Annotated in this window: 14 protein-coding genes; 10 read left to right on the plus strand and 4 right to left on the minus strand. The window is 72.2% G+C overall.

Translation table 11 applies throughout. The annotated features are described in order from the left end of the window. Positions 1-30: 30 nt before the first annotated feature. From ACQPZA_RS02465 to ACQPZA_RS02490, 6 genes are all read left to right on the plus strand, one after another. Positions 31-1,989: a CheR family methyltransferase gene (locus ACQPZA_RS02465; protein ID WP_433277990.1), complete on the plus strand. Its 1,959-nt coding sequence runs from the start codon at positions 31-33 to the stop codon at positions 1,987-1,989. A 105-nt stretch (positions 1,990-2,094) separates the two neighbouring features. Beyond that, positions 2,095-2,886 (plus strand): ATP-binding protein, encoded by a 792-nt coding sequence (locus ACQPZA_RS02470; protein WP_433277992.1) that lies wholly within the window; start codon positions 2,095-2,097, stop codon positions 2,884-2,886. A 149-nt stretch (positions 2,887-3,035) separates the two neighbouring features. Further along, positions 3,036-3,359 (plus strand): STAS domain-containing protein, encoded by a 324-nt coding sequence (locus tag ACQPZA_RS02475; protein WP_433277994.1) that lies wholly within the window; start codon positions 3,036-3,038, stop codon positions 3,357-3,359. A gap of 82 nt (positions 3,360-3,441) precedes the next feature. Further along, complete coding sequence (locus tag ACQPZA_RS02480) at positions 3,442-3,852, plus strand: ATP-binding protein (RefSeq protein ID WP_433277996.1); 411 nt, start codon at positions 3,442-3,444, stop codon at positions 3,850-3,852. A gap of 130 nt (positions 3,853-3,982) precedes the next feature. Then, positions 3,983-4,375, plus strand: a complete 393-nt coding sequence (locus ACQPZA_RS02485; RefSeq protein ID WP_433277998.1) for a hypothetical protein — start codon at positions 3,983-3,985, stop codon at positions 4,373-4,375. Positions 4,376-4,460: 85 nt separating this feature from the next. Then, the gene (locus ACQPZA_RS02490; protein ID WP_433278000.1) at positions 4,461-5,174 is read left to right on the plus strand and encodes a DUF6766 family protein; all 714 of its coding nucleotides are present in this window, start codon (positions 4,461-4,463) and stop codon (positions 5,172-5,174) included. A gap of 99 nt (positions 5,175-5,273) precedes the next feature. On the opposite strand, the gene ACQPZA_RS02495 is transcribed toward ACQPZA_RS02490, so the two are convergent. After that, positions 5,274-5,732, minus strand: a complete 459-nt coding sequence (locus tag ACQPZA_RS02495) for a hypothetical protein (protein ID WP_433278002.1) — start codon at positions 5,730-5,732, stop codon at positions 5,274-5,276. 388 nt (positions 5,733-6,120) lie between these two features. Here ACQPZA_RS02495 and ACQPZA_RS02500 point away from each other — a divergent pair, with 388 nt between their 5' ends. Then, positions 6,121-6,882 carry a L,D-transpeptidase gene (locus ACQPZA_RS02500; RefSeq protein ID WP_433278004.1) on the plus strand — a complete coding sequence of 254 codons (762 nt, stop codon included), beginning with the start codon at positions 6,121-6,123 and terminating at the stop codon, positions 6,880-6,882. Between the two features lie 15 nt (positions 6,883-6,897). Continuing rightward, on the plus strand, positions 6,898-7,812 hold the full coding sequence (locus ACQPZA_RS02505) for a choice-of-anchor P family protein (RefSeq protein WP_433278007.1): 915 nt from the start codon (positions 6,898-6,900) through the stop codon (positions 7,810-7,812). A 67-nt stretch (positions 7,813-7,879) separates the two neighbouring features. On the opposite strand, the gene ACQPZA_RS02510 is transcribed toward ACQPZA_RS02505, so the two are convergent. Further along, positions 7,880-8,335, minus strand: coding sequence for an ATP-binding protein (locus ACQPZA_RS02510; protein ID WP_433278009.1), 456 nt, complete (start codon positions 8,333-8,335; stop codon positions 7,880-7,882). 190 nt (positions 8,336-8,525) lie between these two features. Here ACQPZA_RS02510 and ACQPZA_RS02515 point away from each other — a divergent pair, with 190 nt between their 5' ends. Next, complete coding sequence (locus tag ACQPZA_RS02515; RefSeq protein WP_433278011.1) at positions 8,526-8,870, plus strand: STAS domain-containing protein; 345 nt, start codon at positions 8,526-8,528, stop codon at positions 8,868-8,870. Between the two features lie 270 nt (positions 8,871-9,140). Then, positions 9,141-10,040, plus strand: a complete 900-nt coding sequence (locus ACQPZA_RS02520) for a DMT family transporter (RefSeq protein WP_433278013.1) — start codon at positions 9,141-9,143, stop codon at positions 10,038-10,040. Between the two features lie 6 nt (positions 10,041-10,046). On the opposite strand, the gene ACQPZA_RS02525 is transcribed toward ACQPZA_RS02520, so the two are convergent. Both ACQPZA_RS02525 and malQ read right to left on the minus strand, forming a co-directional pair. Beyond that, positions 10,047-10,412, minus strand: a complete 366-nt coding sequence (locus tag ACQPZA_RS02525; protein ID WP_433278015.1) for an RNA-binding S4 domain-containing protein — start codon at positions 10,410-10,412, stop codon at positions 10,047-10,049. Positions 10,413-10,468: 56 nt separating this feature from the next. Further along, complete coding sequence (gene malQ, locus ACQPZA_RS02530; RefSeq protein WP_433278017.1) at positions 10,469-12,415, minus strand: 4-alpha-glucanotransferase; 1,947 nt, start codon at positions 12,413-12,415, stop codon at positions 10,469-10,471. Positions 12,416-14,101 lie beyond the last annotated feature (1,686 nt).

Here is a 14,101-nt window from a genome sequence, read left to right on the forward strand (position 1 = left end):
CGCGCCACCGGCCGTGCGTGAGGAGGCAACGTGTCGCAACCGAACGCGGCGTTCGAGGAGCTCCTCGTCTACCTGCGCGACGCCCGGGGTTTCGACCTCACCGGTTACAAGCGCTCGAGCCTGACCCGCCGGGTCGAGCGGCGGATGGCGCAGCTCGGCATCGCCGAGTACGGGGACTACCTCGACTACCTCCAGGTGCACGCCGAGGAGTTCACGGCGCTGTTCAACACGATCCTGATCAACGTGACGGGCTTCTTCCGGGATCCCGACGCCTGGGCCGCGTTGCAGACGGAGATCCTGCCTGCGCTGCTCGCAGCGAAGGCGAGCGGCGAACCGATCCGGGTCTGGAGCGCGGGCTGCGCGTCCGGCGAGGAGGCATACACGCTGGCGATCGTGCTCGCCGAGATGCTCGGCGCCGATGAGTTCCGCCGCCGGGTGAAGATCTACGCCACCGACGTTGACGAGGAGAGCCTGGCGCAGGCCCGGCACGGGACCTACTCCTCCCGGGAGATCCGGGGAATCGCGCAGGAGGAGTACCTCGAGAAGTACTTCGAGCAGGCCGGGGGCCGCTTCGTCTTCCGCAAGGACCTGCGGCGGGCCGTGATCTTCGGTCGGAACGACCTCGTGCAGGACGCGCCCATCTCGCGGATCGACCTGCTGGTCTGCCGCAACTCGCTGATGTACTTCAACGCCGAGACCCAGGCCCGCATCCTGTCGCGCTTCCACTTCGCCCTCGCCGACGCCGGTGTGCTGTTCCTCGGCAAGGCCGAGATGCTGCTGAGCCACTCGATGCTGTTCCTGCCCATCGACCTCAAGCGCAGGATCTTCCGCAAGGTTCCCCGGCAGCCCGTCGGCAACGGCACCGCGTTCGCCGAGGTGCCCTTCTCCGCCCCGCGCGCCGAGCTGCCCGGGGTGGAGCTGCTGCGTCACGAGACGCTCATGACGGGCCCGCTCGCGCAGGTCGTCCTCACCGCGGACGGCCGCGTCGCGCTGGCCAACCATCAGGCCGAGCACCTCTTCGGGGTGTCGGCGAGGGACGTCGGGCGGCCCTTCCGCGACCTCGACCTGTCCTACCGCCCCGTCGAGCTCCGCCAGTACATCGAGCAGGCCCAGCTCGAGCGGCGCACCGTGCGGGTGCCCGATGTCTCCTACCTCCGGGGCGGCGAGCATCTCGACGTCGAGGTGCACATCACCCCCCTCGCCACCGGGGAGAAGGGCCTGCTCGGGGTCAGCGTCGTCTTCCACGACGTCACCCAGGCCCGCCGGCTGCAGGACGAGCTGGAGCAGACGAACCGGCAGCTGGAGACCGCCTACGAGGAGCTCCAGAGCACCAACGAGGAGCTGGAGACCACCAACGAGGAGCTCCAGTCGACGGTGGAGGAGCTCGAGACGACGAACGAGGAGCTCCAGTCCACCAACGAGGAACTGGAGACGATGAACGAGGAGCTCCAGTCCACCAACGACGAGCTGCAGACGATCAACGACGAGCTGCAGGAACGCACCACCGAGCTCGACCAGGCCAACGGTTTCCTGGAGACCATCCTGTCGAGCCTGCGTGCGGGGGTCGTCGTCCTCGGTCCTGAGCTGCGGGTGCAGGTGTGGAACCGCCAGGCGGAGGAGCTGTGGGGACTGCGCACCGACGAGGCGGTGGGTGAGCATTTCCTCAACCTCGACATCGGCCTGCCGCTCGACCGGCTCCGTCCGCTCGTCCGGCAGACGCTGGTGGCGGACGCGGGCCTGAACGAGCTGGGCGTGGCGGCGGTCAACCGGCGGGGGCGCCCGATCCTCGTGCGCGTGCTCGCCAGCCCGCTCCGCGGAGCGGACGGCGGGGCCGGCGGGGTGATCCTGATGATGGAGCAGGAGGGAATGGCCGACCGCGCGGACGGCGCCACCGGCCCTGATGCCGTGCACCCGGACGGTCTCGCCGACGGCAACGGTCGCGAACCGGCGGCCGACGCTTCGCGCGCCGACGGCGCGGCTACCCGCTGACCATCGGGCCTACCGGACAGACCGCCCGATCGGTGTGGCTCCGCCAGGCGCTGCCATCGGTGCCTTCTGTCCCTATCCTCCGTAATCAGGAGGTTGCATTCAGTGGTGGTGAGCGGTGTCCTGGCCGGCCTCGACGTGCGCGACGACCACGCCGTCGTCACGCTCTCGGGTGCCCTCCGCCTGGGTACCCTGGCGGACGTCCGGCGGTTGCTGCTCAAACTGCTCACGGACCACAGGCGCCTGCTCGTCGACCTGTCCCGCATGCGGCTCGAATGGCTCCCGGCGGTGCAGGTCTTTCCCGCCGTGCTGACGGAAGCGGGCGGCTGGCCCGCGGGATTGCTGGTGCTCTTCGGCGCCGACGACCGGATGGCGACAGGTCTCGGGAAGCTGCACGTCGGGCGCACGGTCCCGGTGGTTGCCACCCTGGCCGCCGCCGAGCACCGACTGTTCGAGCGGCCCGACCGCGTCGTCCGGGACCGTGAGCTGCCGGCGGACGTGGCCGCGCCGGGGGTCGCACGGGCGTTCCTCCGGGACACCTGCACGGACTGGGAGGTGCCGGCGCTGGCCGCAGACGCCGCCCTCGTCGTCACCGAGCTCGTCTCCAACGCGGTGCAGCACGCGGGCAGTGAGAGCCGGCTCCGCATCGGGTGGGACGACCGAGGGCTGTGGATCGAGGTACGTGACTACCGTCCGGGTGACGATGCCCGGCCCCGCCCACGGGTGCTCGGTGCCCACCACGGCCGGGGTCTGCACGTCGTCGCCGCCGTGGCCACGCATTGGGGAGTGAGTGATCATCCCGATGGGAAAACGGTCTGGGCGCTGGTCGCCGTGCCCCCCGCACCCAGGCAGATCCACCCGTCCACCCGTCGACTCGGGGATGGAACGGTTCTACCCTGATGCCTGGTCAAGCGGCGTGTCAGCTGCTCGTCCTACCCGAAGTGGGGGGACTCGAATTGACGCAGAAAAGGTCCCCGGAAGAGACGCAGCGCAAATGTGAGATTCCGGGCTACGGTGTGCTCGCCGGGACGGGGGTGCTCAGGATCACAATGGAGCGCCACGATGATGCCACCCTGCTGCACGCCGACGGCGAGGTCGAGCTCGCGACCGCCGCCCGGCTCGCGGCGGAGCTCGCAGCCTGCTCGGGTGAGATCCTCCTCGATCTGCGCGGTGTCACGTTCATCGACTGCGCCGGGGTGACCGTGCTCGTCGACGCCACCCACCGGGCTGCGGTCGGTGGTGGCCGGCTGCGGATCGTCCCGGGCCGGGCTGTGCAGAGGCTGTCCGACATCCTCGGTCTCGCCGGTGAGCTGCACCTCGAGGACGAGCTGAGCCTGCGCAGGCTCCACCCACGCCCTGCTGTCGACGGCTGACCGTCGCCGGAGCGGCGCAGTCCGATGCTCGCGCCCGGAGTGTCGCCGGTTGTGCCGGGCGGCCGCCGGGTATGTGCTCTCCGTGGCGGATGGCGGCCCGGGTGGGTGGAGTCGGCATCGGGCTCTGCCCGCGGAGCCGGTCGCTCCCCGGGCCGCGCGTGAGGTCGTCCGGGGTGCATGCCGCGACTGGCACCTCGACCAGGAGACCTGCGACGACGCCGTACTGGTGGCCACGGAACTGGTGGCCAACGTCGTCGACCACGCGCACACGTCCTGCGTCCTCACCGTGAGCCGCGCCGCCGCCGGGCTGCGGATCGACGTCCGGGACTTCTCCGCGAGCCCGTTGCCGGAGCTGCGCCCCGTGGATGTGCGCGCCCCGCGCGGTCGGGGGTTGCAGGTGGTTGCGGCGGTGTCGGCGGCGTGGGGCGTCGTCACCGATCTCGACGGCGGGAAGTCGGTGTGGGCGGTCGTCGCGAACGGGGCCGCGCCCTAGGCGGTCGGTCTCCGGAGACCCGGTTGGCTGCGTGCCCGGCCGTCCGGTTTGCGCGTGAGCCCGCGCACCGTGCCGGCCGCTGTGGTGGGCCGACGTTTCGTGGCGGGAGCGGCAGGGGAACCGCCTTGCCATGTTCTGGAGCCGGGTCGGCGTCCGCACTGCGGTGCTCGCGGCCGCGGCGCTGCTGCTGGCCGGGTGCGCGGGTCTCGAGCAGCCGGAGGTCGAGCAGGTCGCCTCCACGTTCGCGGCGGCCGACCCCTCCGCCCGGTGCGCGATGCTGGCACCGGCCACGGTGGCGGCGGTCGAGGCCGCCCGGTCCGAGTCGTGCGTCCAGGCCATGGCGCAGCTCTCGCTACCCGAGGGCGCGGTTGTGTCGTCCGCGGTGTGGGGCGACCAGGCGCAGGTGCAGCTCGTCGGGGACACGGTCTTCCTGACCAGGACGAGCACCGGATGGAAGGTCACCGCCGCGGGGTGCCGGTCCCGCGGCGATGCGCCGTACACCTGCCGGCTGGAGGGGCCATGAAGTCGGTGCGCGTGTTGTTCGTGACGTACCTGGCGGTGATCGGGCTCGGGCTCGTGTACTTCGCCGCGCTCGGGTTCCTGGCCCGATGAGCACGACCGCGAACACGTCGTCGCCTCGGAGCGGCGTGCGGCGGGTTCTGCACGACAACGGGCTCGGCATCGTCTTCGGCGTGCTGTTCCTGCTGATGCTGGGCGGCCAGGCGGTCTCGGGGCACGCCTACTTCAACGACCAGCAGATCAGCGAAGGGGTCGAGCCGGTGTCGCTCGGCCACTACCTCACGTCGTCGTCGTTCGCCGTCGACGTCGTCGAGAACTGGCAGTCGGAATACCTGCAGTTCTTCCTCTACATCTTCGCCACGGTGTGGCTGGTGCAGCGCGGCTCCTCGGAATCCAAGGAGGTCGACGACGTCGGCCCCGAGTCGGAGCGGGACCAGCGCATCGGCCAGTACGCCGGTCCGGGCTCGCCGCGCTGGGCGCGCACCGGTGACTGGCGCACGGTGGTGTTCTCGCGGTCGCTCGGCCTCGTGATGGGTGGCATCTTCCTGCTGTCCTGGGGTGCCCAGTCGGTGGCCGGATGGGCCGCCTTCAACGCCGAGCAGCTGACGAGCCGCCAGGACCCCGTCACCTGGCTCGCCTATCTCGGGGAGCCCGAGTTCTGGAACCGGACGACACAGAACTGGCAGTCGGAGATGCTCGCGGTGGGCTCGATGGCGGTGCTCGGTGTCTACCTGCGCCAGCGTGGTTCGCCGGAGTCGAAGCCGGTCGGCGCCGCCCACGCGGACACGGGAGAGACCGGCTGACCCACCCACCTGCGCCGCCCCGCTCCCGCGGGACGCCGGAAGGCGCCGACGTACCCGGCCCGGCGCGCAGGTAGCGGCGCCGGGCCGGTGGTCCCCGGCTCAGCCGCCCTGGTCGCCCGCCGGGAGGTCGGGGGAGCGGGGATCCCGCGACTCCCCGCTGCCGTCCTCGTCGGTGCGCCCCGCAGGCCGCCCGGCCGAACCTTTGGTCCCGACGTCGTCACGGTCGGGGGCGATCTCCTCGCCGCCCTTGCCGTGCTTCTCGCCGACCCCGAGAGGCGGCTCCGGGTTCGTCTCGGTCGCGGACATGCCGGACCGTTCCTCGTCGGACACGGGAGCCGGTGGGCCGGGGGGACCCGCATTCGAGGCGTCGAACGCCTTGCGGGTTCCTTCGGCGCCCTCGCCGCTGTTCTCGCCCCGCAGCTCGTCATAGGGGGGCGTCGGCACCTGGGTTTCGCCTGCCGTGCCGTATTCCGGTCCGCGGCTGGACCGGCCGCCAGGACCTTCTTGTTGGACGTCCGATATTTGCTTGTCGGGGCTGGTGTTGTCGGCATCGACCATGATGATCACCTCGCATCTGATTACCCGACGTTCAGCTGCAGGAATCCGGCCGATCAGGCGATGAGCGGTGCACCTAGCGGCGTCGTGCACCCACGCCCATTCGCTGTTTCACGCGGTCCGGTGTGGACTGACGATTCACTTACTCTGCGTGACATCGTGTTCAGCAGATCGTGAGAAAAAATCTTGGTCGTAACCCCGATGGAGTCTCCGTCGTTTCATCGTTGCGCGCACTGCAGCCGGGGGGCTCGATGTAGTCACCCGAACGCGGCCATCCCTGTCTGATTCGCACGGTTTGGGTCTTATGCCACAGCACACCTCGCCACCACAGGTGGCGTCATCCGAAGATCCGTCACGTCCATCCCGCAAGCCGCTCCTGATCGGAGCGGTCGTGGGTGTTGTCGCGGTGTTGGCCGTGGTCATCGGCTTCGCCGCGTTCAGCGGGCCGCCTGCGGCGTCGCCAGCGGGCATCGCAGCAGGCGAGGTCGCCCCGGCCGCCGGCGAGCTTCCCCTGAGCAGTACGTACACCACAGTGGACGGTGCTCCTCAGGACTCGGCGGCGACATCGAAGACAGACGGACTCGTCGTCCACCCCATTCGGGAGACGCCGGTCCACGACGCCCCGAACGGGCGCGCGATCGCCAGGATGGAACCGACGCAGATCGGCGACACCTGGCTGCCCGTGATCGGGGAGGACTCGGACTGGGTGCAGGTACTCCTGCCGTCGAAGCCGAACGGTTCCACGGGCTGGCTGCGCTCGGAGGACGTCAAGCGCGCGAACACGCCCTACCTCGTCACCGTGCACCTCGGGTCGAAGAAGCTCGAGCTGCACCGCGGCGACACGGTCGTCGGTCAATGGACCGTCGGCATCGGCAAGGAGTCCGCTCCCACGCCGACAGGTCGGACCTTCCTGCTCGGAGCGTTCTCCGACAAGAAGCAGACCTACTCGCCGGTGATCCTCCCGCTCGGGACACACAGCCCGACGCACGACACCTTCGGCGGTGGTCCCGGGACCGTCGCCATCCACACCTGGCCGACCGATGACGTTTACGGCACCGCAACCAGCGATGGGTGCATCCGGGTGCCGGCCGACGCGCTCGACCAGCTGTCCGAGGTGCCGCTCGGCACCCTCGTGATGATCGATGAAGATTGAGGGGTTTGCACCACAGTGAACACGAAGAAGCTCGCCGGCGCGGGGGCAGCGGCATTCAGCGCCGCAACAGCGGTGACGGCTCTGCTCCTCGGCTCGTCCGTCGCGGTCGCGCAGGAGGCTGCACCCGACTCGGCGTACGCCCTGTCGGCCTCCGGCCTTCTGAAGATCGACCCGGTCACCTACGTGGAGTCGACCGACGGCAACCACGTCGAGGGCCAGCTGGCGGGCATCGGTGACGTCCTGGGCGAGCACCAGAGCGACATCGGGGTCGGGGTCCTGACCGCAGAGGCCCAGGGTGGGTCCGCGGAGACCTCGGTCACGAAGCTCAACCTCCTGCAGCTGCTCCGTGCCGACCTGGTGCGCACCTACTGCAACGACGGTGACGGCGGCCTGCAGATCATCCGCGGCACGATCCTCGGCCGCGACCTGCCGGAGACCCCGGTCCCCAGCCAGGCGATCGACATCTCGCCGCTGCTGAAGGTGACCCTGAACGACCAGGTCCGTCACGAGGACGGCTCCCTCACGGTCACGGGCATCGAGCTCACCGTGCTGCCGGGTGCCGGCGAGGACCTGGACCGGGTGCTCACCAGCGACGAGCGCAAGGCCCTTCCGGAGCTGGGCGGCCTGCTCGGCGCCGACCTCCCGGGTGGCGTCAACACCGTTCGTGACGTGGTCGACGGGCTGAGCAGCGAGCTCGGCGTCCAGGTCGACCCGTCCAAGCCGGTGCAGACGATCACCGTCGGCTCGGCCACCTGCAGCGCCGGTGACGGCGATGGTAACGGTGACGGGAACGGCGACGACGGCAACGGCAACGGCGATGACAACGGCAACGGCGACGACGACAACGCCGCCGCTGACACCGACACCGCTGCGGTCGCCACCGCGCCGAAGCCCGAGGTCATGGACGCGTCCCTGCCGGTCACCGGCTGATCTTCGCGATTCCTGAGAACGGGCGGGGGCCGGGTCGGCCCCCGCCCGTTCGTCGTTCTGCTGTTGTTCAGGGGCCGCCCCGCCGTCCGTGCCGGGCTCGTCCCTCCGGGGTCGAGGGCAGCCGCCACCGCATCTCGACGGTGGTGCCCGTGTCGTCGTGCCGGATGTCGGTGTCGTCGCTGAGCCCGCGGATGATGAGCAGGCCCCGGCCCCGCCACCCCGCATCGGCCGCCGGTGGCCGCCATCGCCCCTGGTCGCGCACCACCACGACGATCTCGCCGTCGGTCAGCTCCGCGTCCAGGAAGGCCATGGCCCCTGCGTCGCTGCCGGGGTAGGCGTGGTCGGCGACGTTGGCGAGCGCTTCGTGTGTGGCCAGCACCAGGTCGTCCACGGTCTCCGCCGGTGCGCCGAGACCTTCCGCCCACGCGGCCATGCGGCTCCGCACCGCCGCCAGCTCGAACGGCAGTGACGGTCCGTCAAGGCGCAGCCTCAACGGGTCCGGGCCTCTGGCGGGCGCAGACATCGATCACTCCCGGTCGGCATCCGTGCCACGTGCGCAGATCCGTACAGGATCTCCGGCGGTCGGAACGGGCGTACCCACAGCCGGGTGCGCCCAATCGGACGGCTCTGGGGGGACGGCGCTGCGGTACGGTTCAGGCCCGTTGGACCCCCAGCAGCAGCCGGGCCGGCCGCCGTCGGGAAGGGGTCGCTTCATGCAGGTCCCATCACCGCAACCGACCGTCGATCCACCCTCGTTCGCCCTCGAGGTGGCCGGTGATCCGCCCAAGGCCACCGTCCGGGTCATCGGCGAGCTGGACATGCTCACGGCCCCTCGCCTGGAACGGGAGCTGGATCTGCTCTGCGACCGCGGGTACCGCCAGGTCGATCTCGACATCGTCGACCTGACGTTCGTCGCGGCCGCCGGGCTCACCGTCTTCGCCCGGTCCGACCGCAGGCTCCGCGCACTGCCGGGGCGGCTGCGGCTCGTCGGGCCCACGCCCCGGTGTCGGCGGTTGCTGGCGCTCACGGGGCTCGACGCGACCCTGACGATCAGCTGAACCTTGGACCGCCATGATCGTTGCGAGATGAGGCTCTTCGCCCCCAGATGGGCCGAAACCCGCTTCTCGTAGCGACCAAGAGACCGCGCGGGCGACTCGCGCACGGAAATCCGGCGACTCGCGGGGCGGGAACGGGCGACTCGCGGGCGGGAGGCGGGGTGGGGCCGGGCCGCGCCAGACCACCTGTGCTCCGTCGGCCGGCTCGTGACCGCCTGCGGGTATGGATCGCGCGCCGCCTGCGTTGGGTGCCATGTGGATCAACGTGGAGGCGTGCCCGACCGGACCTGGTTGATCGCGGTCGCGGCGGCGCTGTGGGGTACCGACGGCCTGCTCCGCCAGCCGCTCGCCGGGCAGCTCCCGGCAGCGACGATCGTGTTCTGGGAGCACCTGCTGATCGTGCTGGTGCTGGTGCCCTTCCTGCCCTCCGCGGTGCGGGCCTTCCGCTCGGCCACCCCCAAGGAGCGCACCGCGCTGGTCCTGATCGGCGCCGGCGCGTCCGCCGTGGCGACGGCGCTGTTCACGCAGGCATTCCAGCTCGGCGACCCGGTCACACCGCTCGTGCTGCAGAAGCTCCAGCCCGTGATCGCCGTGGTGGCGGCGGCCCTGCTGCTCGGGGAACGGGTGCGCGGGGGGTACTGGCTGTTCGCGGTGCCCGCGCTCGCCGGGGCGTGGTTGATGGCCTTCGCCGACCCGTTCTCGGCTGGCCCGAAGGCGGTGGCCGCCGCACTGCTGGCGGTGGGTGCGGCCGCGCTGTGGGCCGTGGGCACGGTGCTCGGCCGGATGGTGAGCGTGCGTATCGCCAGCCGCGACGTCACCGTGCTCCGGTTCGTGATCGGGCTGCCGGCCAGCGCGATCGTGCTCGCGGCGCAGGGCGCACCCGTCGCCGTCACCCCGGCCCAGCTCGGCCCGCTCGTGCTCCTCGCGCTGATCCCCGGCCTGCTCGGGCTGGCGCTGTACTACCTCGGCCTGCGCTCCACCGCCGCCGCCCGCGCGACTCTCGCCGAGCTCGCGTTCCCCGTGACCGCCACGCTGGTGGGGGTGGGCCTGCTCGGCACCGAGCTGAGCCCGACGCAGTGGCTGGGCCTGGCCGTGGTGGTCCTGTCGGTCACCGCGCTGGGCCTGCGTGAACGCACCCGGGAGCCGGTCGTGCAGGTGGCGCCGGCGTCCTGACGGCAGTCACTGCCCTCCGGCGCGGAACTCGTCGAGGACGCGGCGCTCCCGTTTGGTGGGCCGCCCGGCGCCGCGGTCCCGCCGGGCCACGGGGATGGCGGCCTCGGGCGGGGGCGCCGGGGTGCGGTCGATGAAGCAGGTGGCCGCATCAGCGGCACCCACCCGCTTCTGGATCACCCGGACGACCTCCACGATCCGGGTCGTGTCGTGCACCCGCGCCCGTACCTCGTCGCCGGGCTGCACGAGGGTGGCCGGCTTCGCCGGGCGGTCGTTCACCCGCACGTGCCCGCCGCGGCAGGCCGACGCGGCATCCGGGCGGGTCTTGGTCAGGCGCACCGCCCACAACCAGCGGTCCAGTCGAGTCGACTCCACGCCCCGATGATGGCCGCTGCCGCCCAACAACGCGACAGCCGCACAGTCTCACAGCCTCACGGGCGACGGATGCGCAGCTGGTCGACCACGACCCGCACGCGGGGATCCTCGCGGAGCTCCTCGAGCGAGACCGGCAGCGGCAGCCGCCAGTTCGGGTACTCGTCGACCGTCCCCGGCAGGTTGGGCTGGCGTACCTCTCCCACGACGTCGTAGGGGGAGATGAGCACCAGCCGCGACCGGCTACGGGCGAGCAGCGCATGGATCGCGACCACCAGCTGGTCCTCACCCGGCTCCTCGCCGGTGACGAGACCCTCGCCCCGCAGCAGCTCCACCAGCTCCAGCCGGTCGATGCGCGCCCTGGCCTCCTCGGCCGCCACGTCGTCGAGCAGGCCCAGCTCGGCGCGCGCCCGTACGTGCTCGCCCCGCAGGAAGCCCGAGGCCGTCGGCAGGTCGTGCGTCGACACCGTGGCCACCGACTCCTCCGGCCAGCGCTCCGGAGGCAGCAGCGGCTCGCCGGGTGCGTCGAGATCGCGGGTGAACCACAGGACCGACGATCCGAGCATCCCCTTCTCCGCGAGCCCCTCGGTGACCTCCGGCTCGACGGTGCCCAGGTCCTCACCGATCACCAGCGCCCCCGCCCGGTACGCCTCGAGGGTGAGCACGGCGAGCATGACCTCGGCGTCGTAGTGGACGTAGGTGCCGCGGTCGGCCGACTCGCCCGGCGGCACCCACCACAGCCGCCACAGGCCGGCGACGTGGTCGATCCGCAGCCCGTCGGCCTGCCGGAGCAGCGCGCGCAGCAGGTCGCGGTACGCGGCGTACCCGGTGGCAGCGAGCCGGTCCGGGCGCCACGGGGGAAGCCCCCAGTCCTGCCCCTGCTGGCTGAACGCGTCCGGCGGAGCGCCCACCCGCACCCCGAGGGCGAGCACCTCCTGCAGCGCCCAGCCGTCGGCGCCCTGCGGGTCGCATCCGACGGCCAGGTCGTGCACCACGCGCACGCCGGCGGCCCGCGCGGCGTCCCGCACGCCGGCGAGCTGCGCCTGTACCTGCTGCTGCACCCAGGCGTGGAACGCCACCCGCGGGCCGAGCTCCTTGCGCATCGCGGCCACGCCGGGTGCGTCCGGGTGCCGCAGCTCCTCCGGCCACAAGCTCCAGCGGCCGCCGAAGCGTTCCGCCAGCGCGCAGAACGTGGCGAACTCCCACAGGTCGGCGTCCGCGTCGCGGGGTTCGGGACGGCCCTCGGAGCGCCACAGCAGCTCGAGCGCGGCACGCTTGGCCGCCCACACCCGGTCGTGCTCGATCTCCCCGCCCGCCGTCTCCGGGCGGAGTGCGTCGACCTCGGCCCGGGTCGGACCGTCGGCGCGGCGGTACGCCTCGAGGTCGGTGACACGCAGCGCCAGCGGGGTGCCGAAGCGCCTGCTGGACGGGGTGTACGGCGACGGCTGCACCGGTGGTACGGGCGTGATCGCGTGCAGCGGGTTGAGCAGCACCGCGCCCGCGCCGTGCTCGGATCCCGTCCAGGCGGTGAACTCCCGCAGGTCGCCGAGGTCGCCGATGCCCCACGAGCCCGCCGAGTGCAGCGCGTAGAGCTGCAGCATCCAGCCCCAGGCGCGTGGGGAGGGATCGAGCGCAGGCGGTGCGACGACGACGGTCACCTCCTGGTCGCCCGTCTCGAGCCGGTACCAGCCCGGCTCCAACCCGGCGGGGATCTCGGTGACCTCCCGTCGCGCGCCCCGCTCGTCGACCAGCACACCGGGGACAGGCAACGGGCGCGGCCGGTCCGTGCGCGCCGCGATCGTGCCGGGCAGCTTCCCTGCAGCGGCAGCCGCGCGCGCCGTGGCCAGTGCGGCCCGCCGTGCCTCGGGACTGCCGGCGTCGACGTCGAGCAGGCCGAGCACCTGGATCACGACCTCCGGATCGACCTGTACCGGCCGCCGGCTGCCGTCGCGGTACTCCGTCGCCACGCCGTGCGCAGCGGCCAGCTCCCTCAGCTCTGTGTCCACACCGCTCCGTTCCCGCACCGCGCGTGATCTACCCCGATCAGGGGGAGATCCCGCATGCCGTCACGCCGAGATCACGCGGCGGTGGCATTACCAGTGGTAACAACCCACCCACCACTACCTGATCGAGGCACTCTTCGAGTGCTAGGTTCCTGGCTGGGCTATTCGCCCGGTACTCCCGCAGCGCACGTGCGTCCATGGTGGTCCCGGCCGCATGATCGTTGTCACCGGGGGTCATGGGGTGGTGACGGGGGAGCGGGAGACTGCCGGGATGAGCACGCTGGGTCTGATCGCAGTGGGTGTCGCCGTCGTGGCCGTCGGTGTGGTCATGCTCCTGCGCAGCAGGACGGCCGGCGCCGACGCGAACCGCCCGAGGACCGTCGCCGACCTCGTCCGGCTCCGGGCCGAGAGCAGCGGATCGCCTGTTCCCGCTGCTGTGGCGGTGCAGACCGGTGGGCGGGACGCCGCCGCACCGGACAGGGCCGGCCCGCCCGAGCCCCCGCCACCGCGTCCGGTCACCGTCGGGCCCGACCGGCCCCGGACCACCGCGCCCGGCCCGTGGGAGCCGGAGCGCCAGGCCGAACCGGCAACCGCCCAGCCGGGCCCTGCCGGGATCCCCGAGCAGGCGGCCCCCGCGGTGCACATCCCGCGCCCGGCCGAACCCCCGCGGGAGCAACCCGCGCCCCTGCTACCGACCGTCGACGACACCCCGTGGGGCCGCGCCGCCCGGATGGTCGCGGGCGGCGACGGCACGGGATCGTGGCAGGCACCGGCGTCCGTGGAGATCGTCCCGCTGCGACTGGTGTCGCCGACCGACCGGTCCTCCGGGTCCGGGTCCGGGTCCGACGAATGGGCCGGGTGGGCGGACTGGGCCGACGTCGACGCCGAGGAGGACGCGAGAAGCGCCCCCGCCGCACCGGCCTCCGACCCGGGCTTCGGCGCGTCCGGCAGGAGCGGCCCGAGGGACCGCACCGCCGCCGACGGCCGGGAGGAGATCCCGGACCCGCGGGGAGGAGCCGGCCGATCGCCGGCGCCGGAGTCCGATCCCGCTTCCACCGATCCCGCTCGCGCAGAACCAGGGACGGCCGGGGCGACTGCGACCGGATCCAGTGCCGCCGGATCCAGTGCCGCCGGATCCAGTGCCGCCGGATCCAGTGCCGCCGGATCCAGTACTGCCGGATCCAGTGCCGCCGGATCCAGTGCCGCCGGATCCAGTACTGCCGGGTCGGCTGCTGCCGGTGCGACTGCTGCTGGGTCGAGCGTCGGCAGGTCGTCTCCCGGGTCGGGTGCTGCCGGGGCCGGCGCCGCGTCGAGTGATGCAGGGCCGAGTACTGCCGGGTCGAGTGCCACCGGGTCGAGGACCGCTCTGTTGAGCGGCGTGCTGACTGCTGCCCAGCGGACTGCCTCCCGGCAGTCCGCTGGGTCGACTGCTGCTGGGTCGACTGCTGCTGGGTCGACTGCTGCTGGGTCGACCGCCTCAGATTCGGCCACAGGCGGGTCGAGAGCCGGTGGTTCGCCTGCTGCTGGGTCGACCGGTGCCGGGTCGGGCGAGGGCGGTTCGGGTGCTGCCGGGCCAACTTCCGCCGAGCTGAGCGCTGCTGCCGAGCCGGGTGCTGGACCAGGCGTCACCGAGCCGACAGCTGCGGCTCCTGCCGGGTCCGGAGCCGTCGCCGTCCGTGTCGCTGCATC

Origin of the sequence: Pseudonocardia xinjiangensis (assembly GCF_050948425.1) — a bacterium.
GTDB lineage: Bacteria > Actinomycetota > Actinomycetes > Mycobacteriales > Pseudonocardiaceae > Pseudonocardia > Pseudonocardia xinjiangensis.

Excerpts from the sequence above, each read along its gene's own strand:
- ACQPZA_RS02475 (WP_433277994.1), top strand. The coding sequence starts at position 3,036 with ATGGAGCGCCACGATGATGCCACCCTGCTGCACGCCGACGGCGAGGTC.
- ACQPZA_RS02485 (WP_433277998.1), top strand. The coding sequence starts at position 3,983 with ATGTTCTGGAGCCGGGTCGGCGTCCGCACTGCGGTGCTCGCGGCCGCG.
- ACQPZA_RS02490 (WP_433278000.1), top strand. The coding sequence starts at position 4,461 with ATGAGCACGACCGCGAACACGTCGTCGCCTCGGAGCGGCGTGCGGCGG.
- ACQPZA_RS02495 (WP_433278002.1), bottom strand. The coding sequence starts at position 5,732 with ATGGTCGATGCCGACAACACCAGCCCCGACAAGCAAATATCGGACGTC.
- ACQPZA_RS02510 (WP_433278009.1), bottom strand. The coding sequence starts at position 8,335 with ATGTCTGCGCCCGCCAGAGGCCCGGACCCGTTGAGGCTGCGCCTTGAC.
- ACQPZA_RS02515 (WP_433278011.1), top strand. The coding sequence starts at position 8,526 with ATGCAGGTCCCATCACCGCAACCGACCGTCGATCCACCCTCGTTCGCC.